Annotated in this window: 16 protein-coding genes; 2 read left to right on the plus strand and 14 right to left on the minus strand. The window is 38.3% G+C overall.

What is annotated here, in order from left to right:
• Positions 1 to 73: 73 nt before the first annotated feature.
• The 7 genes from OSJ91_RS15085 to OSJ91_RS15115 form a co-directional block, all read right to left on the minus strand.
• Positions 74 to 1075: a LacI family DNA-binding transcriptional regulator gene (locus OSJ91_RS15085; RefSeq protein WP_485889958.1), complete on the minus strand. Its 1002-nt coding sequence runs from the start codon at positions 1073 to 1075 to the stop codon at positions 74 to 76.
• 186 nt (positions 1076 to 1261) lie between these two features.
• Positions 1262 to 2098: an SDR family oxidoreductase gene (locus tag OSJ91_RS15090; protein ID WP_350298973.1), complete on the minus strand. Its 837-nt coding sequence runs from the start codon at positions 2096 to 2098 to the stop codon at positions 1262 to 1264.
• A complete protein-coding gene (gene uxuA, locus OSJ91_RS15095; protein WP_350298974.1) occupies positions 2095 to 3171 on the minus strand; it encodes a mannonate dehydratase in 1077 nt (358 codons plus the stop codon). The genes OSJ91_RS15090 and uxuA overlap by 4 nt, the downstream gene beginning before the upstream one ends.
• A 12-nt stretch (positions 3172 to 3183) precedes the next feature.
• Entirely contained in the window at positions 3184 to 3804 is a 621-nt protein-coding gene (locus OSJ91_RS15100) for a bifunctional 2-keto-4-hydroxyglutarate aldolase/2-keto-3-deoxy-6-phosphogluconate aldolase (RefSeq protein ID WP_350298975.1), read from the minus strand.
• A gap of 13 nt (positions 3805 to 3817) precedes the next feature.
• A complete protein-coding gene (locus OSJ91_RS15105) occupies positions 3818 to 4837 on the minus strand; it encodes a zinc-binding alcohol dehydrogenase family protein (RefSeq protein ID WP_485889959.1) in 1020 nt (339 codons plus the stop codon).
• On the minus strand, positions 4834 to 5856 hold the full coding sequence (gene allD / locus OSJ91_RS15110; RefSeq protein ID WP_485889960.1) for an ureidoglycolate dehydrogenase: 1023 nt from the start codon (positions 5854 to 5856) through the stop codon (positions 4834 to 4836). Before allD ends, OSJ91_RS15105 begins: the two co-directional genes overlap by 4 nt.
• Before the next feature lie 22 nt (positions 5857 to 5878).
• Entirely contained in the window at positions 5879 to 6835 is a 957-nt protein-coding gene (locus OSJ91_RS15115; RefSeq protein ID WP_485889961.1) for a sugar kinase, read from the minus strand.
• Between the two features lie 381 nt (positions 6836 to 7216).
• On the opposite strand from OSJ91_RS15115, the gene OSJ91_RS15120 reads away from it, so the two are divergent.
• Positions 7217 to 8134: a DMT family transporter gene (locus tag OSJ91_RS15120; RefSeq protein ID WP_413018131.1), complete on the plus strand. Its 918-nt coding sequence runs from the start codon at positions 7217 to 7219 to the stop codon at positions 8132 to 8134.
• Between the two features lie 862 nt (positions 8135 to 8996).
• Complete coding sequence (locus OSJ91_RS15125) at positions 8997 to 10127, plus strand: methyl-accepting chemotaxis protein (RefSeq protein WP_485891906.1); 1131 nt, start codon at positions 8997 to 8999, stop codon at positions 10125 to 10127.
• Between the two features lie 71 nt (positions 10128 to 10198).
• On the opposite strand, the gene OSJ91_RS15130 is transcribed toward OSJ91_RS15125, so the two are convergent.
• The 7 genes from OSJ91_RS15130 to OSJ91_RS15160 form a co-directional block, all read right to left on the minus strand.
• Complete coding sequence (locus OSJ91_RS15130) at positions 10199 to 11158, minus strand: DUF4822 domain-containing protein (RefSeq protein WP_485889962.1); 960 nt, start codon at positions 11156 to 11158, stop codon at positions 10199 to 10201.
• A gap of 77 nt (positions 11159 to 11235) precedes the next feature.
• The gene (locus OSJ91_RS15135) at positions 11236 to 11937 is read right to left on the minus strand and encodes an ankyrin repeat domain-containing protein (protein WP_413018137.1); all 702 of its coding nucleotides are present in this window, start codon (positions 11935 to 11937) and stop codon (positions 11236 to 11238) included.
• Between the two features lie 271 nt (positions 11938 to 12208).
• Positions 12209 to 12895 (minus strand): response regulator transcription factor, encoded by a 687-nt coding sequence (locus tag OSJ91_RS15140; protein WP_101225055.1) that lies wholly within the window; start codon positions 12893 to 12895, stop codon positions 12209 to 12211.
• Positions 12892 to 14340 carry a sensor histidine kinase gene (locus OSJ91_RS15145; protein WP_485889963.1) on the minus strand — a complete coding sequence of 483 codons (1449 nt, stop codon included), beginning with the start codon at positions 14338 to 14340 and terminating at the stop codon, positions 12892 to 12894. The genes OSJ91_RS15140 and OSJ91_RS15145 overlap by 4 nt, the downstream gene beginning before the upstream one ends.
• Positions 14341 to 14601: 261 nt before the next feature.
• Positions 14602 to 15480 carry an AraC family transcriptional regulator gene (locus OSJ91_RS15150; protein WP_485889964.1) on the minus strand — a complete coding sequence of 293 codons (879 nt, stop codon included), beginning with the start codon at positions 15478 to 15480 and terminating at the stop codon, positions 14602 to 14604.
• Positions 15481 to 15764: 284 nt separating this feature from the next.
• Complete coding sequence (locus OSJ91_RS15155) at positions 15765 to 16499, minus strand: IS1595 family transposase (protein ID WP_485889965.1); 735 nt, start codon at positions 16497 to 16499, stop codon at positions 15765 to 15767.
• 305 nt (positions 16500 to 16804) lie between these two features.
• Complete coding sequence (locus tag OSJ91_RS15160) at positions 16805 to 19063, minus strand: metallophosphoesterase (protein ID WP_485889966.1); 2259 nt, start codon at positions 19061 to 19063, stop codon at positions 16805 to 16807.
• Between the last annotated feature and the right edge of the window lie 104 nt (positions 19064 to 19167).

A 19167-nucleotide genomic window follows, 5' to 3' on the forward strand; every position in this document is an offset into this window, starting at 1 on the left:
CCCATAACTAAATCGGTTTAGAAGCCCCGTAAAAAAAGCGCTTTCTTTTTCACAGGAATTCTTACATCCGGTTCTAGCAAGAATTCCTTGAAAGCAAAGTCGGTTTCAAGCGATGGATGCTTGTATCCTCTTTTCCTGTTTTATTGATTTGACTAAGCAGTAACTCTGCTGCCAAGTTGGCCATTTCAATGGCTGGCTGATTAACCGTTGTGATGGTCGGTGTATAGAAACTGGCATACGGAACATCATCGATTCCTATGACTGCTATGTCATCAGGTATATTGATTTCGTGCTGTTTCATATAACGCAATACTTCATTAAGTACGATATCATTACCTGCCAATATGGCTTGAGGCGGCTTTTCCAATTCGAAAAATTCTGAAAGTGCAACCGGAATTTCATCTGCATTCACAGTTTTAATGTATTCTGAATTGAATGGTATCCCATGTGACTCGAGTGAATCCTTGTAACCTTGGATCCGTTCGATTCGAGGACTGATATCGCGTATTATTGAAGTGGTTATGATTGCAATGTTTTCAAAACCCTTTTCAATAAACCGATCGACCGCTAACTTGGAAGCAAGGTGATTATCGAGCATGACTGTAGCAATATTCAATTCTTCGATCGTCCTATCCATGAAAACAATCGGGAATTGATCACTCTTCATACGTTGATATAAATCAAGATTGTCCCCTGTGGGGAAAATGATGATCCCATCCACTTGTTTAGCCCTTAGCATTTCAATATAATTCTTTTCCTTTTCAGGATTGTCATCTGCATTGCATACGATAATGTGGAACCCTTGTTCATAAAAGTAGTTTTCTATAGCTCTAATAACTTGCGTTGAAAACGTGTGAAGGATATTGGCAACCACTACCCCAACGGTAAAAGTGGATTTTTGCTTTAAACTGCGCGCTATTATATTAGGCTGATAGTTTAACTCTTCTATTGTTTCTTCAATTTTTTTCCTTGTTTTTTCACTCATATATTCATAGCGTTTGTTCAGGTATTGGGAAACTGTACTTTTTGATACTTTCGCGTGATTGGCGACATCAGTAATTGTAATGGTTTTCATTTCATTCATTCCTGTCGTGTGATTTCAATTCTCTGCCTAATACCAAAATGGCTTATATATAAGGAATATTCTATTATAATAAGTAAAGCTTTACAATCACCTTCTGATGCAGAAAAAAGACAATTTCCCAACCCGTGGAACTAATTTAATCACGTTAACTTGTTCGCCTTTTTATTGGACCTGGCTTCAGACGCCCGAGTATGCCATGAAGCCCCCATCGACCGGTACCGTAATTCCTGTGACAAAGCCCGAATAGGATTCATCAACGAGCCAAAGCAAGGTACCAAGTAAATCTTCCGGCTGCCCGAAACGCTTCATGGGTGTTGAAGTAATGATTTTATCAGACCTTGCCGTCAGGCTGCCATCTTCATTAAGTAAAAGATCCCGATTTTGCTTCGTCAAAAAGAATCCTGGAGCAATGGCATTCACCCGTAAACCTTCTTCGGCAAAATGAACAGCCATCCACATGGTAAAATTATTTATCGAAGCTTTGGCAGCACTATATGCTGGTACTTTAGTCATTGGAGCGTAGGCGCTCATGGAAGATACATTTACGATAACTGGTGCTTCCACTTGCAATAATTCTTTTCCAAAAACCTGACTTGCCAAAAATGTACCGGTGAAATTACTGGCAAAAACTTGGGAGAAACCATCTTCATCCAGATCAAAAAATGATTTTCCTTCTGCTTCTTCCCCATATTTCTCTGGAGCTGTAATGGCATCAGGATGATTGCCTCCCGCTCCATTTATCAATAGATCCACTCTTCCGAACGTTTCTATTATTCTCCCTCTTGCATCCTCCAATGAGGTTCTATTCAAAACATCTGCCGCGATTGATATCGCAGTCCCCCCTGCTTGTTCAATCAGGCCGACCACTTCTTGCCCTTTTTCTGCCGTTCTGTTCAATATAGCTATCTTGACACCATGACGTGCCAATTCCACAGCCATTTTGGAACATAAAACACCGCTGCCTCCAGTGATCACTGCCACCCTGTTCGTTAAGTTTTCATGGATGGGAATCATGATTCCCCACCTGATTTACCAGCTTCATATGCATCCCATAATCCGAGCAAATACATGATTCCCAATGCTCGGTCATATAAACCGTAACCTGGGCGGCACTCTTCACCCCATATATGGCGGCCATGATCCGGTCTGACATAACCAGTATAATTTTGCTTATTCAATTCTTCCACGACGCCCTGTATATTGATGGATCCATCCTGGGTATGATGGGATGTTTCCACAAAGTCACCATTTTCATAAATCTTCACATTTCTTATATGGGAGAAAGGCGAACGGTTTGCATACTTTTTAGCCACTTGGACCATATCATTTTCAGGGTTTGCCCCCATCGAGCCTGTACACATGGTGAACGCATTCGACGGTGAATCCGAAATCGAGATCAGTTTTTCATAGCTTGACTCTCCGGTGATGATTCTTGGCAAGCCAAAAATGGACCATGGCGGATCATCCGGGTGTATTGCCATTTTTATACCGCAAGCCTCGGCAACAGGTAATATTTCCTTTAGGAATATTTCAAGATTCGCCCACAGCTGCTCTTCGTCCACAGTTTTGTATGCTTCGAATAATTCAGAGATTTGATCCATCTTTTCTGGTTCCCAACCTGGCAAAGTTAAATCTGAGGCTTCCGTTACCGTACGAATTAAATCTTGTGGATCTAACGTATCAACTTTCGCCTTTTCATAAAACAGGGCAGTTGAACCATCTTCCAAAGGATGGAACATTTCAGTCCGAGTCCAATCAAAGATCGGCATGAAGTTATAACAAATGACCTTCACTCCTGCTTCCGAAAGATTCCGGATCGTCTCTTTGTATTTCTCTATATATATCATGCGATCTTCGTTACCCAATTTAATCGATTCATGGACATTTACACTTTCTACGACATCCGTGTGAAAACCAAATGATTGGATATACTCGATTTCTTTTTTAATTTCTTCCTTTTCCCATACCTCACCAACAGGTTTTTGGTGTAGTGCCCAGACAATCCCTTTCACTCCGGGAATCTGTTTAATGTGCTCCAATGTAACAGTATCATTGTCTTTCCCGTACCATCTAAATGTAATGTTCATCATGCACCTCCATCATTCCGCAATTTTCTGCATGTATTTTTTGCTTAACTCCACTGCGGCCTCATAGCCGCCATTCTGATAGGCTTTGTTCAAGTCACTGCCGATACCGATTGCTACCGCGCCTGCATTAAGCCAGTCCTTCATGTTATCTAAATTAATTCCGCCGGTTGGCATGATCCTTACATTGGGCAGTGGACCATTAACCGACTTGATGAAAGAAGGTTCGAAATGGTTTGCCGGAAATAACTTTAAAACATCACAACCTGCTTCCAATGATGTAGCCATTTCTCTAATTGTCATGCAACCAGGCATATAGGGAACGCCGTATCGATTACAAAGTTCGGCTACGGCATTGACAAAATAGGGACTGACGATAAAATTGGCGCCAGCTAAAATCGCATGTCGTGCCGTTTCAGAATCAAGTACGGAGCCTGCCCCTAAGAGTGCTTCCGTATTTTGCAGTTCTTTGAAAGCTTCTTCAATTCCCGGTGTTGTATAAGTCAATTCGATTGCCCGAACACCGCCTTCCACAGCAGCTTTAGAAAGCTGTGCCGCCTCCTTTGCATCCTGTCCCCGGATAACAGCTACAACTTTCGTTTCCGTTATTCGATGTATGATTGAGTGTTTATCCATGATCCCTACCCCCTTAATTAAAAACGATGATCGCTTTTCGAACTTGTTCGGGATGATTTTCAACAAAATTAAATGCTTCCTGGATATCATCGAGCGAAAATGTATGGGTGACTAAACCTTCATGTCTGAGTTTGCCTTCATTCAAAAGTTTAACCACTTTTGGAAACTGGTTCGTTTGCAATCTAGATCCTTTCACTGATACTTCCTTTTTAGTGATCGGCAGCTGGGAAACCGCTGAAGGACGTTCATCAAAACCGAGTACGACAATCCGCCCCGCCGTTGACACGACATCGAAGGACAATTCAAATGTCATCGGCAAGCATACTGCATCAATGACGACGTTGGCACCTTCTCCATTCGTCCATTCTTCCACTCGTTTTTGAACATCTTCCTCTCCCGCATGGACAGTGATATCAGCGCCGCTTTCTTTAGCGAATTCCAAACGTTCATCACTTAAATCCGTTATCATCACTGAGGCCCCTTGAAGCTTTGCCATCTTTAATATGCAAATTCCAATAGGCCCAGCTCCCTGGATAAGCACGGTTTCCCCTTCCTCCACTTCGCCTCTCCAAACGGCCTGTGCGCCAATTGTGTATGGCTCAGCCAAAACTATTTCTTCCCAGGCTAAAGCGGAATCCACAACATGTAATTGTTTCTCGGGAAGGACGAACCATTCCCTCAACCCACCATCTTCATGCACACCAAAAACGGAAAGTTTTTCACAAACATTTTGGCGACCTTTGCGGCAGGCGTAACACTCCCCGCAATAACTGATGGGCTCAATAACAACGTGATCACCAACTTTTATGCCCGAAACGCCTAGACCTATCTCCACAACTTCTCCCGCTACTTCATGCCCAACGACCCGAGGCAAAGTTGCAAGGGGATTGGTACCATGGTAAATATGCATATCCGATCCGCAAATCCCGACGCTTTTTACTTTTACAAGGACATCCGTCGAGTTCGAAATCTGGGGTTTTTCCACTTCTTGAATGATAAGTTCATGAGCTTTACGTACTTGAACCGCTTTCATTTCCCCACCTGCTTTGTAAGAAATTCGTAAACACTTGATGCTATCGTAATACCTTGTTTCAGGTTTTTTTCTTCATTGATTTGTTCAATCTCCCCCGGTACATAAACGCGATCGAACCCTGAAGCAGGTTCAACCTGTTGCAGCTCTTCGATCATTCGATCCATTTGCTCTAGAAATATATCAGTATCAGTAAAGAACGAAGGATTAATTACGCAAAAATAATGTCCCAGCTTCCGTTTCTTATCAAGATCGTCATACATTTTCCCAATGTGCGGGCCAAATGCAGCACCGGCCAATAATCCAGAAAACACATCTACAATTACGGATAGACCATAGCCTTTCGGGCCTCCGAAAGTGGAAAGGGAAACGACTTTATTCGGGTCTGTGACATTAGCTCCATTTTCATCCACTCCCCATCCTTCAGGGATTTCCTTTCCCTCTTCGCGTGCCTGGAGGATTTTCCCCAGTGCAACATTGGATGTTGCCATATCAAGAATAAAGGGTTTCTTCGTTTTGGCAGGAACTCCGTAAGCGATTGGGTTGGTACCAAGAAATGATGTTTTTCCTCCGAACGGGACCACGATTTTATCAGTATGTGACATCGCGATGCCAATCAACTTTGCATCGGCAGCTTTTTGAACGAAATAGCTTAGTGCTCCGCAATGGCTGCTATTAAAAACAGTCACCATGCCCACGCCATTATCTCTGGCCATTTCGATTGCATGGTCCATGGCCACGTCGCTGATCACATGCCCAAAACCATCATCTCCATCAACCACACCGGTAACGGGCCCTGTCTTTTGAAAGGAAATCTGTGCATCGGGATTTATGCCTCCTGCCTGTAAACGGTTCACATAATGCTCTGTTCGCAAAACACCATGAGAATTGACATTTCTGAGATCGGCATGAACCAATACTTCCGCGATTTTCCCGGCATTTTCTTCATTTAAACCCACGTTTGTCAGCTGTTGTATGACTAATCTTTTTGCTTCCTCGGCTTGAATCGTAACTGTTGCCATTTCCTTCCCTCATTTCTTTCAGTCATCTTTCTATAACGGCCTCTTTCTGTATGAATGGCATTACTTCATCCAAATATGGTAATCCTTCATTGTCCCCTGCAACAGTTGTGACAAGAGCTCCTACACCATTTGCGAATGTCATTCTTTCTTCAATTGATAAGCCATGTAGATATCCGTAAATATAACCGGCATCATAACCATCTCCCGCACCAACAGTATCTACAGGTATAACTGGGAAGGCGTCTTTTTCATGCCATTCATTTTTGGTATAAAGTTTTGAACCATGTTTACCGTCCTTGATGACAAGCTGATCAATATCATTCACCTTTGCGAATTCCGCCAATGATTCTTTAGAGTCAGTTCCGATGATCAATCTTATTTCATCTAAACCTGTAAGCAAAATATCAACATATGGAAAAATATTATAATAAACTGATCTTGCTTCCTCGATGGACCATAGCTTTAAGCGGATATTCGGATCAAAAGAAACAGGTATATTTTTTTGTTTCGCAATGTCCATTACCCTCATGGCAATATCCACATTTTTGGGATCTATAGCCAAAAATACTCCAGTAAGGTGGACTATATCAATCTCTTCAAACATCTTTTCAGTTATATCTTCCGGTTTTAAAGTTAAAATGGGTGATTGATAGCGGTAATAAAATGTCTTTCCGGAACCATCCTCCCTGATTTCTTTAAAGTTAAGGGATGTTGGATATCCATCTACATAGGCAACATCACTCATGTCCACGCCTTCCCCACGAGCGAAATTATAGATAACTCTGCCGAACTCGTCCTTGCCTAAACGGCTTATCCATTTTGCCCGCATGCCTAGCCTTGCACAGCCAATTGCAAAATTCAGTTCAGCGCCTCCTACTTTTCGCTCAAAACGGGTTACGAATCTTAAAGGTCCTGTTTCTTCCGGATTTAGCGTAATCATGGCGTCGCCCAGCGTTAAAACACCATATTTTGATGACAATACAGTACCTCCTTCTTTCGAACAATCACAAATAAAAAGAAAAACATTTGATCATATCACTTTTTGCTAAATCGATTTAGTTAATTACTAAACCGGTTTGGTAAATCATAAGGAAATTGTAAATGAAAACCCTACCAAAAACAATAGAAAAGTTTGATAATTTGTAATTTTATTTTTATTTGCTATTTTTATATTATATTCCAGCTAAATTTACAATATTAAGGGAAATCAGAAGGAATTACTTCTTCCCTCTTTTTTTATGATTAATAGTTTCTCATTTTTCATCCAAGGGCTTTTCAATCAAATTTTACTCTTTGCTATTAATTTGGAGAAAGTTGTATAATATATCAATTGTTAAATAAGTTTGAAAGGTTGTTTGGAATGAGTTTTTTGAAAATATACATCTTACTTACCGGAATAATGATAACTTGGGGGTTAAATGTCTCAGTTATTAAAATTTTAGTTGCGCATACGCAGCCCGTAACAATCACTTCATTGAGAATTTTCACTGCTTCTCTTGTCGTCATCCTTATCCTTTTCTTCTTTGGATTAATACGTCTTCCTAAAAAAAGTGAACTTTTTTACGTTTTTGGAGGAGCACTTTTGAGTGTCGTTTTTCATCATTATTTTTTAGCTGAGGGATTGACGAAGACTTCCGCTTCGAATGCTGGACTGATTTTGGGCATGGGGCCAATATTGACTGTCATCTTGACCATGATATTCTTTCGTAAAAAGCCCACTTTAATCCGGCTTCTTGGCTTTATATGCGGTGCTCTGGGCGTGAGTTTTACCGTTATGGCAGGAAGTGGAGGACTTCATTCTATTAATCTGGGAGATGTGGATATTTTACTTTCCATTCTTTCACAGGCATTGAGTTTCATACTCATTAATAAAGCCTCAAAAACCATGGATCCACGATTACTAACCGGCTACATGATGCTGATTGGGTCATTTATTCTTTTTGCCATCAGCTTATGGAAGGAACCAGAGGGCTTATCTTCATTGGCAACGGCACCGCCATCCATCTGGGGGGCTTTCTTGTTCTCAGCGATTTTTGCCACTGCCCTCGGGCACATGAGCTATAATTATGCCATTGGTAAGGTAGGCGCAGCCGAATCATCGATATTTCTTAACTTAAACACCTTATTCTCTTTGTTAGGTGCAGCATTTTTCCTTAATGAAGCCATTGTTCCTGCACATTTCATTGGACTTATCTTCATTGTTTCAGGAGTATTGCTTGGCTCCGGTGCAATAGAAATATGGATTCTTCAACGGAAAAATAAACGCATATCTTCATAACGGCTACAGCAAAACCTGACTTTCTTTAAAAAATAAAGGCCCTATGACACTACCATCTTTAAAAAATGGCTTAGCACTGTCACAGGGTCTTATTATTCCCCCCCTCTCCAATTCCTTCATACTCCTTTAGATTCTGCTTTAACATAAAAGTTTAAAAAACTCCACCCGAAGCTTTTAAAGTCTCATTAAATATATTCAATTATTACCGATATATAAAACATGGTTAATATATAACACGGGGAAGGAATAAACAAAGATGAATAAACTCAGTACGAAAATAGGTTTTGTTCTTTTAACAGGCATGGTAATTACATTAATTGGAAGTTTACTATTGATGTATAAGAGTACAAATGATACGGTTGAGAAAACAATCGCTATGAGCAGCTTAGACATCGCAAGCAACATCGCCCAAGGAATAAATCCAACATCTTATGCCGATTTTTTAAGTAATCAATCCGAAACCTCTACATATTGGGAGATACGCGAACAGTTAGACGATTATAAACAAAAAACTGGAGCATTATATGTATATACATTGGGGATTGATGAAAGCAGCGAAAAAGTACATATTCTTATAGATGGAATGGGGAAGGAAGATAAAAAAGCATCTCCCATTTTAACCCCCACAACCGCAACTTCATATCAGGATGTAGAAAGCGTCATGAGGGGAAAGGTTTCTACCACTTCCATCGTTCAGGATCCTGAATATGGTGACTATTTATCCGTTTTTGTCCCCATAAAGAAAGGGGACGAAGTCATTGGAATACTAGGGGTGGATATTGATGCCAGTAAAGTCGATGCTACGGCCAGCAAAGTACTGGGTGGCATCCTTCCCCTGATGATAATAATCAATGTAATTTTAATGGCAATCGTAGTGGGTGCATTAATATGGTTCTTGACTAGAAAGTTAAGCCCCCTTCTCAAGGTCAGCATGGCTGCAAAGGAAATTTCAAATGGAAATTTATTAACAGCCAATAAACTGATTAGCAACACAAGGGTTAAGGGGAACGACGAAATCAAGGTTTTAGTGAAATCCTTTGAAGAAATGATCACCAATACAACTATGATCGTCAACTCCATGAAAAGCTCGTCATTCCAGCTATTGGAGTCATCAAGTGATATCGAACACAAAATCAAAGAAATGGATACTTCCACACAATATATCGTTAAAGGCATTCAGCAAGTTGCAGGAGCTGCGGAAGTACAATTGCACAGAAGTGAAGAATCATCGAGGGTCATCGAGGAAATGACCATAGGAATACAAAAAATTGCCGAAGCTTCTTCAGAAGTCAGCGAACAGACAAATCATGTTTCAGCTAGAATGTCCATTGGAAATAAAGATATAAATGAACTCTCAAATCAAATTCTGCAAGTAAAAGATGTTATGCTGCAAACAAGCTCAGAAATAAAGAAATTGGACGAACAAGCAAATGAGATTGTGAATATTGTACATTTAATTACGGGAATTGCCGAGCAAACAAACCTGCTGTCATTAAATGCGGCCATTGAAGCTGCTAGAGCCGGTGAACAGGGTAAAGGTTTTGCAGTGGTATCGAACGAGGTACGGAAATTGGCAGTGGGTACGAAGGAATCTGCGATCAATATACAAGAGTCCCTACTTCATTTTAAATCCATCATAAATGAATCAGTGAAAATGATGGAAACTGGAACTAAAGAGGTGGAGGAAGGGACAAAATTTGTCCTGAATACAAGAGAAACATTTAAACAGACCATAAAATCTTTTGAGCATGTTAGTGATCAGATTCAAGAAATATCCGCCATTACAGAGCAAATGGCAGCAAGTTCTCAAGAAATCAATGCTTCGATAGAAGATTTTGCAGGGTTAACAAGGGAAACGGCAGTGGCTTCAAAGCAAGTGGCCCAATCAACCGATCAACAAGCGAAATCCATGGAGGACATCTCCTTCTCAACCTCTTCGATGGTAAAGCTCGCTAATGACCTGGAAACATCTGTTGAACAGTTTAACGCGTAATAAGCTTGAACTACATTCTATTACTATATCAAGAAAGGGATTTTGCTATTAATGCAAAATCCCTTTTTTATTTACTTAGTTGATTTTAGCTTCAAATCACCTTCATAAGGTATATGTTCAACTGTTATCGTTATATCTTTGCCTTCTTTATCTTTACCGATTCGTTTATAAGTGAATTTATTTTCATTAAGCTCCGTAAGTTCAAGAACTGCACCATACTTATTTTCCCCTTGTGAAACATGGGCTCTAATCTTATTTCCATGAACAACATCGTAATAACCGTAATCACCACGGCTTTCACCGGTTTTAGCATCAAAAAATTCATACTTATTTGTTTTATCATCATATTTTGCCAGACCTAAATAATTCGAGTTATAGCTTGATACATCATTTCCCTTTTCATCCAATGCCACTGTACCTTTCCATGTGGTGCTTGATAAAATTTTTTCTCCATCAACGTCTGTAACTACATCTCCTGTGTAAGTTTCCAAATTTTTGTCTGGATCAGTAAAGGAAAGTTCTGTTTCAGTATAAGGAATATGATCTACAAACACTTCTACGTCGTTCCCATCTGCATCTTTGCCCATTCTTTTATAAGTAAACATATCCTTATTCAGTTCAGTTATTTCAACAACGGCTTGGTAACCCATCGATTCTGAAATTAACACTCGCATCTTCCCATTGGTAATAAAGAAAGTTCCCTTATCACCACGACTTTCTTTTGTATTTTTATCAAAAAATTCATATCTCGATGTTTCATCGTCATATTTCGCGAGACCAATAAAGTTAGCATTCTCCTTTGTTAAGTCATTATTATTCTTATCATAAACTTTTGTTCCTTGCCAATTCGTGCTAGTAAGAATTTTAGTCATTTCCTCTCCTGCGGTTAACTTATTTTCTTGTTTACTCTGTTTTGCAGTTTGTTCCTGCTTTTGAGCACTATTATTGTCTTGTGCGTTTGTGTTACATCCTGTTATGGCCAATGTTAACCCAAGTAGTAAAGCTGATGAAATTTTTGCTTTTTTATTCATTTTTTTACGTCTCCTCATCATATTGTGTTTTTTTTGTAGTGCAATTGACATTACAAATTGAAAGTATAGCGATCTGGTTATTTTGCTCCTGCCGTAAGTAAAATTTGTTCGATTTCCTTAAACCCTTTCTCGCGGGCATGTTGTAAAGGGGTCATACTACTATTATCGGGGATGTTGACATCTGCCCCATAATCTATTAGCAATTGCACTGTTTGCTGCTGTTTTCCATCACCATCATTCAAAATGATAGCTTCTAGCAAAGCGGTCCAACCGAGATCATTCACATGATTCACTTCAATATCAGTTTTAGTAAGAAGTTCTTTAATAACCTCTACATAACCATGTTCAGAAGCAGGGATTAAAGCCGTTCCTCCATAACGGTTGGTTATAGTGGGGTCTGCACCCGCTTCAATCGCAACTTTAAGTATTTCTATATAACCTTCAGCACCGGCATACAAGAAGGGGCTATTTTTCATGTCATCCTGTATGTTGACGTCTGCACCCGCTTCAATAAGGATTTTTGCCGTCTCTACATCATTGTTATAAGTCGCAATCATAGTGGCGGTTCGCCCTTCTGAGTCCTGTGCATTTATATCTGCACCTTGCTCAATCAAGCTTCTTATTCTTTCCGTTTCTTTACGTTCTACAGCTTGAATCAATTGTTCATTCATTCCCTTTCCTGTCTCCTTTTCTTGTTTATTTAGCACTACTTCATAAGTCAAGACACAGCCTTGAAGGATGAAAAGGCTTCCGATGACAATCTTTAGCCGTCTCCACATGAAACACACCATCCTTTCCCTGTATGTACTTCACAGCTGCAAAAGGATTTCCCGTCTTTCTTATGTAGCAAATCGACATGTTCTTTAGGTTCCATGATGTTTTTTTCTCCCTTTTATTTTTAGTTGCTTACTTATTCCGTCTTCATAATGTTAATGCTTAACCTTAAACTCCCTCTAAACAATTTCTTAAAAAATGATTAACTTATTAATAAAATTTCTTAATGTTTATAAAAAAAACCGCCACCTTCGTGACGGTTCATTAACATGCTATTTAAACATTAAAGCGATACCCTGCTCCCCAAACGGTTTCCAAAAATTTGGGATGTGCAGGATTTCTTTCGATTTTTTCACGTAGCTTCCTGATATGGACGGTGACAGTCGAAACATCTGCAGCCGATTCCAATCCCCAAATATTTTCATAAAGCTGCTCTTTGCTTAATACTTGATTCGGATGCATGACAAAAAACACTAAAGTATCGAATTCCTTTGTTGTAAACGGGACCACTTCTCCGTTTATGTGAACTCTGCGTGCTGACTTATCTATTGAAATTCCATGAACATAGATTGAGTTAGATTTGGGGTGACTTCCTGATAAACGTTCATACCGCGCTATATGCGCTTTCACTCTTGCAACTAGTTCACTTGGACTAAATGGCTTTGTAATATAATCATCTGCCCCTAGACCAAGCCCCCGGATTTTATCGATATCTTCCTTTTTGGCGGATACAAGCAAAATCGGGATATTCTTGACAGCACGTATTTGTTTGCATATCTCAAATCCATTCAACCCTGGAAGCATGATATCCAAAATGATTAAATGATAATTTCCTTGAAGGGCCTGTTGGAGACCTGCATCACCAGTATGTTGAATATCGACACTAAAATCATTAATTTCCAAATAGTCCCTTTGCAATTCAGCAATACTGACTTCGTCTTCAATAAGTAATATCTTTTTCACATTTCCTCACCTTTCTTTATGGAAAAAAAGACACTTGTACCTTTTCCTATCTCGCTAGTAGCCCAAATATCTCCACCATGCTCGCCGATAATTTTTTTTGCAATCGCAAGTCCTAAACCACTTCCACCTGTCCGGGAATTTCTAGATTCCTCAGCACGATAAAAGCGGTTAAATATATAAGGCAAAGCAGAAGATTCTATTCCATAGCCATTATCCGCTACTTGTACAACAACATCATATAGTCCTTCATGCAGAGAAATGGAAATGTGTTTTTCATCTTTATTCATATACTTTACACAATTGCTGATCAGGTTGGCCAATACGCGTTTCAGTTTCTCTCTATCCGCTGTCACGTATATCGGTTTATTCACCTGATGAAGTTCAATCTGGATTCCTAGTTGAAGTAAATCCAGTTGAAGTTCTTCTACGTAGTCTTTTAAATACTTATCTAATCTGACCGTTTCAAAAGTAAATGGTTCTTTTTTCAAATCCAACTTGGAAAATAAAAATAATTCATCTATCAATGAATCCATATCTCTTGCTTTTAGGTATACAGTCGATAAATACTTGTCCATTTTCTGTGGGGTGTTTGCTACTCCGTCTTTAATCCCCTCAACATATCCCATAATCGAAGTGATCGGTGTCTTCAAATCATGGGAAATATTGGAGAGAAGCTCTTTGCGATTTTCCTCATACTGAAGCTGAATGTTTACGGACTCTTTTAACTTTTTTCTCATTTCCTCAAACGCTCTATTCAATTGTCCGATTTCATCATTCGAAGTCGCTTTGATTTCAAAGTTTAAATCTCCTGATTTTATCCGCTCTGCGCCTACTTTAAGAATTGAGATCGGTTTGATGATGCTACGTGAAACTAAATAATTTAATAGTCCAATAATCATTACAAACAGTAATAACAATAGAGCGAATAAAATGGGAAAGAGCTCTCGAGTCAGCTCGGCATATGAACTTGCCTTTCTCAATACAAAAATGCTTCCTTCACTTTTATCCGAAAAATAATAATCAAACTTCACATAAGTGAAAAAAGCGTCTTTCATTTTGATTGTGTCCCGCGTATTGATGTTCGTTTCTTCGAACTTGGGAAGTGATTGTATCAAGCCTAGCTTATCTAGTGTTTGAGACGCATACTCAATGTTTTTACCTTTTCTAACGACAATCTTTATATCTCCATGTTCAATCTTCTTCAGCTGTTCTTCGTTTAGAAGCTGCTCAGGGTTATTTTTTGCCAAAAGCTTTAAATCGAGGAACACACTTTCCTCTAATGCAGTCAAAGGTTTTTGGAGATAAGATTTTTTGTATAAATGCTCTATCGCTTTTACATCACCTGTTATCGCAAAAATAAGTAAAAATCCAGCTGCTAAAAACAAAGTGATGGAAATAAGAATTACGCCAACGTAGGACAACAGAAACCTCATTTTAATTGACAAATATTTTCACCCCGTATCGATCTTTCGTTTACTCTTTTATAGAAAAGTTGTTTATCTGCTGTTCTTGCATAAATAAATGTTTCCCACGATAACTTTTCTTAGTATTTAAAAAAACATATCACACAAATCTTAAAATTTTCTAAAATACACAGAAAAAACCCTGATTTTTCATCAAATTCAAAAAGACCAGTCAATATCTACTGACTGGTCTAATCTGGTTAATGAAGTTTTTACGGAATAACACTTCTGTAAATATCATAATCATCCGAGTTTATCGCTAACTTTTTTCTTTACTGGCATCCAAATTTCGCTATATACATTTTCCGATGTACCACTGTGCTTTGTAAAAGAAATTCCAGGTATATCTGCTACTTCATAATCTGAAGAAGGCAACCATTCAGAATAAATTTTTGCGGTAGTTTCTTGAAGCGTAGCAGGAAATGGTCCTTGATTAGGGAAAATTGCCCATAAACTTTCTTCAATAGAAATTTGCTCTAAATCATCGTATGGATTTTCTTTTGTAGTTGCAAAACCAATCATATGAGTTAAGTAGCCTTTTTCTTCCAAGAAACCATCATCAAAATCATAAGATACATTCAAGACTTGATGAGGATATAAATCAGCTAATTGATGCATTTCTTTTCTTTGTTGTTCGGTAATTGACTGGGCTAGTTTTAAGATAGCATTATTTTCACCTTCGAATTGTATTGGCACTCTTTTCGATACACCTACTATATTAAACTTCTCTTTTTTTTCAATTTTGAATTCCATGGATATTCCTCCTCTTATATCTATAAAGAATGAAAATTTGGGAAATGATTTTTGAATTTTGTTTTTAGCTACTTCTGAAGGTAAAAAACCACTCCATCCACGAAAGGCTCTTGAAAATCCTTCTATAGATTGATAGCCATATTTATAAGCAATATCTGTCACTTTTGCTCCGTTTATTAATTCAACATTCGCAACTGATAATCTCCTATTTTTGATATACTCATTCAATGACATTCCAGCCATATACGAAAACATTCTTTTAAAATGATAATCAGATAGTCCTACAATATTTGATATATCTTTTCCAGAGATATCTTCCGTTAAATGTGTTTCGATGTAATCCATTAAATTATTGAATTCTTGTAACATTCATTTCCCTCCTTTACAAATACATATTATCGTTAAAATTTATTACTCACTCGATATTTTTTATACGGAATTTATCGGAACTTGTCTTCCATTATTATTATAGTCACTTAAACAATCATTTCATAACATTCTTTATTAGTCATCTATGTCGTCAAATAGCTATTAAACGTACTCAACTTGTCTTAAACGAATATCATTATTGGTATCAGAGACATTATTCATTAGCACATCCACTGCAAGCTCAAATCTTAGCTGATCAAGATAGTTGAACAATGTATGACCTTCTAGGTATTTCGTAGAAATACCATAGAAGCGATTGAGCCATCGTTAGAGTGATAGCTATTGAATTTTGGATATGGTAGATTCCTTTGACACGTTTCTCCAGTTTTGAACACATACTGTTGAATATGATGCTTCTTTGCAAGTAATTTATAACCTCTAAGAGCATCGGAACAAAGAACAAAATCTGTTCCTAGTCGATTACCTAAATGGAGTTCTAAGCTATCTTTTGTAGGCTTTCCACGTCCAATGACTTTATAGAATGTATTTTTCTCTCGATCACGAGCAATCAGCACACAGATTTGTTCAGTGGAAAGACCTCTTTTTTTAGCACTTCCACCACGTTTTCGAGAAGATCGGTGTGTTGGGATTGCCCCTTTTTGTGATTCTAAAAAATAGGTTTCGTCAACTTCTACGATTTCATTTAGTTCTTCTGCATTGATTTGTGCAAGGGCTGTTAGGATTTTATGTCTCCAGTAGAATAGAGTGACGTAATGAACGCTAATTTCTTTGGCACTATCACGCAAGCTCATACCATCAATCAAGCATGATAAAAAGTCAATCCATTTTTCAGATTTTCGACAATGATAGAGAGGCGTATCAGCAGTTTCCGTAAATGTTTTATCACAGCATTTGCATTTATAACGTTGACGATCCTGTGCAGTTTTACCAAAGCGAACAATTTCATCCATTCCACAGTAAATGCAGCGAAATCCTTTATTAGCTTTCCGTTCATTCACTTCAAGAAATATGGATTTTGATTTAAATAATGGTGTAAGGGTAGTTTTTAACCACGCAAATACACGCTCCTTACCAAATTGGTCTAAGCGTTCAATATCAGTACGAATCTATCAAGCCATTGAAACCACCCCATAAAATTGAAGCATCTATACAATTATCACAGAACGTAAGTTCTCATTTTTCAAATATCAACACATTAGTTTCTATTTGCCCAGAGTTTGTGAGCCATAGAGAAAAAGCGAACGTCCCCATAAGGAAAGTCCGCTTTTTACAAATTTCAAAAAAAGTTCACCTGTTCTTCTCATTAATTTGGTGAAACGATCATTTGGTCATCCAATCTAATATCGTCAATCGACCAAAACCAATTATTTTTCGCATTATGCATTCTCCATTGTAATTTCATAGAAGAAGCATCTTCAGGAACCTTAATCGATTTAACTTCATACTTATTCAAAACATGTCCATTTTTATTATCCGAAGCAGCTTTATTGTCATAAACGAGAACTTGTTGTTTTTCCCCATTATCAAAGACAGCAGTTACTTCAGCTGTTTGCGTTCCTTCTTGTTTATAGTGGGATGCAAACCCTAGGTATAAATCTTTTGCATCATCAACTTTTACAGAAGGTGAAGTTAAAGTACTATCAAAAAAGCCTTTTGCTGCTGGTGAACCGTTATCATCCCATTCATCAGGATCCGCTACTGCTATAACACCTTTACCAAGTTCAAATTTGTTACGCTCCTGGTCTTCTGCTTTTGTCCAAAAGTCCTTTGTTGTGAAGCTCCAACCTTGCCACTCTTCTGTACCAGCTGGCATATTCGAGCTGTTTGTAACCGACCAGCCATTAGGAGCTGTATGGCTCCACCCGAGAATGGAACTTGGAATGTTTTCATTCACTGCTGGCTTTAATGCAGACTCTAATTGGTCAAAACTTTCTCCAAGCATCATGTTGACGAATACATTTATATTCTTGGAGCCAATTATTTGGCCTCCCTCGTAAGCAGTAATCTTGAATTGTGATGAACCCGAAATCTCCTTGCTAGGTGTAGCTTTTATTGGCAACATTTTTTCTTCAGTTCCTGATAGCTCATACTCAAGTTCATTGTGCTCCACACTCCAACCTTCTGGTGCATCAACTTTAATTTTCCCTTTCACACTTTTACTTCCATAATTTTTCATCTTCACTTGGAGTGCAGTCGATTCACCTTCCGTTACTAAAGCAGGAGAAGCTTGTGCCGAGACCATTTCCAGGGCTTTTGTCTGACCATCAGCCAGTAACACCCTTTTACTGCTATTGTTAAATGAATCTAGTGCTTGTACCTTAATTTCATAATCAGTACCTGGCTTAAGTCCAGCAACTGGGAACTCTAAATTCTTTGGCACAGGGTCATAATAGAATTCAGAAAATGCGGTGAAATCTGCGTCCAGCTCCCCTGTTTCCTTGTTTTTGGCGGTAATGTGATAAGAATGTACGAGTGCGTTATCTTTTGCCTGTGGAAATGTTACATTTAAACTTCTTAGTGTCGATTTTTCTTCTACAATCGAAGCCTTGTCTTTACCTGCAAAAACCGGTGGTAACTGATCTCGATCGTCTGTATATTTAAATTTATTTTTTTTAGAAGGATTTTTTATTACCCATGGTTTTCCAGTCCAATCGTCTTTATGAAAGTCACGTTTTTTAATGACAACTTCATTATTATAAACTTCTACAATCATTCCTTGACTAATATCCCGATATCCTTCTGGATGGAACCCTTGAAGTTTGCCTGGCTCCAATTCCAAATAACTAACAGAAGACGTGCCAACTGACGTAAAGTCTTTTTGATGAATCGTTCTAGGGTCTTCAAGTGGATAATGAGAATGGCCTGAAAATGTAATCACCTGTGGATGTTTCTTTAAAGTATCATATAAAAGTTCTTTATTTTCCTGAGTTCCCCACAAGTCACTTCCATACACAGTGTCTTTAATGTGTTGATGAAGAAAAACAAAGATTGGTTGGTCCGGATTTTCTTTTTCTGCTGCAGCTAATTTTTCACCTAGCCAGTTTATTTGATTAACAGAATATAAACCATGCGTATTACCATTTTCCGGACTTAACGTAATAAAATCATATCCATTTACTTTTTTATGATAGTAAAGAGATTCCATTCCTGTTTTCTCGAGAAAACGATCTTGTGCCTTTTCAACGGAAAGTCCATTCCAATAATCATGGTTCCCCATTGTAAACATGGATTGGACATCACCTTGTTTCTTCTCATTATAAATGGAGAAGAACTTATCGTATTCAGAAGCGTATCCATAGTCCGTTAAATCCCCAACGACAACAAAAGCATCCTGTCTAGGCGCAGCTTTATTTAATTGATCCATGGCTGTTCTGAACTTGTTCATATCAGCTGTGGATCCATCATCAATATGTACATCACTGATTACTGGAAAAACGAGCTCTGGTTTACGTTTATTATCTGAATTTGAAGATTCCGAGAATGCTTGTACACTTGATAAAGAAGTTGTTAATCCTACCGTTACAACTGTCAGCATCGCTGCAAATTTATATTTCCCTTTCAAAATCAATACCTCCTATTTATCGTTTAGCTAATTATGTATTTTTTTAACAGATCGACAAATATCCTCCTTGTTTATAAATTTTTATGGTGTTTACCAATTAAAAT

It is taken from the genome of Bacillus sp. T-10(2022) (assembly GCF_056502895.1).

Excerpts from the sequence above, each read along its gene's own strand:
- OSJ91_RS15130 (WP_485889962.1), bottom strand. The coding sequence starts at position 11,158 with ATGAATAAAAAAGCAAAAATTTCATCAGCTTTACTACTTGGGTTAACA.
- OSJ91_RS15100 (WP_350298975.1), bottom strand. The coding sequence starts at position 3,804 with ATGGATAAACACTCAATCATACATCGAATAACGGAAACGAAAGTTGTA.
- uxuA (WP_350298974.1), bottom strand. The coding sequence starts at position 3,171 with ATGAACATTACATTTAGATGGTACGGGAAAGACAATGATACTGTTACA.
- OSJ91_RS15135 (WP_413018137.1), bottom strand. The coding sequence starts at position 11,937 with ATGTGGAGACGGCTAAAGATTGTCATCGGAAGCCTTTTCATCCTTCAA.
- OSJ91_RS15085 (WP_485889958.1), bottom strand. The coding sequence starts at position 1,075 with ATGAAAACCATTACAATTACTGATGTCGCCAATCACGCGAAAGTATCA.
- OSJ91_RS15150 (WP_485889964.1), bottom strand. The coding sequence starts at position 15,480 with ATGTTACAAGAATTCAATAATTTAATGGATTACATCGAAACACATTTA.
- OSJ91_RS15125 (WP_485891906.1), top strand. The coding sequence starts at position 8,997 with ATGGCAATCGTAGTGGGTGCATTAATATGGTTCTTGACTAGAAAGTTA.
- OSJ91_RS15120 (WP_413018131.1), top strand. The coding sequence starts at position 7,217 with ATGAGTTTTTTGAAAATATACATCTTACTTACCGGAATAATGATAACT.
- allD (WP_485889960.1), bottom strand. The coding sequence starts at position 5,856 with ATGGCAACAGTTACGATTCAAGCCGAGGAAGCAAAAAGATTAGTCATA.
- OSJ91_RS15105 (WP_485889959.1), bottom strand. The coding sequence starts at position 4,837 with ATGAAAGCGGTTCAAGTACGTAAAGCTCATGAACTTATCATTCAAGAA.
- OSJ91_RS15090 (WP_350298973.1), bottom strand. The coding sequence starts at position 2,098 with ATGATTCCCATCCATGAAAACTTAACGAACAGGGTGGCAGTGATCACT.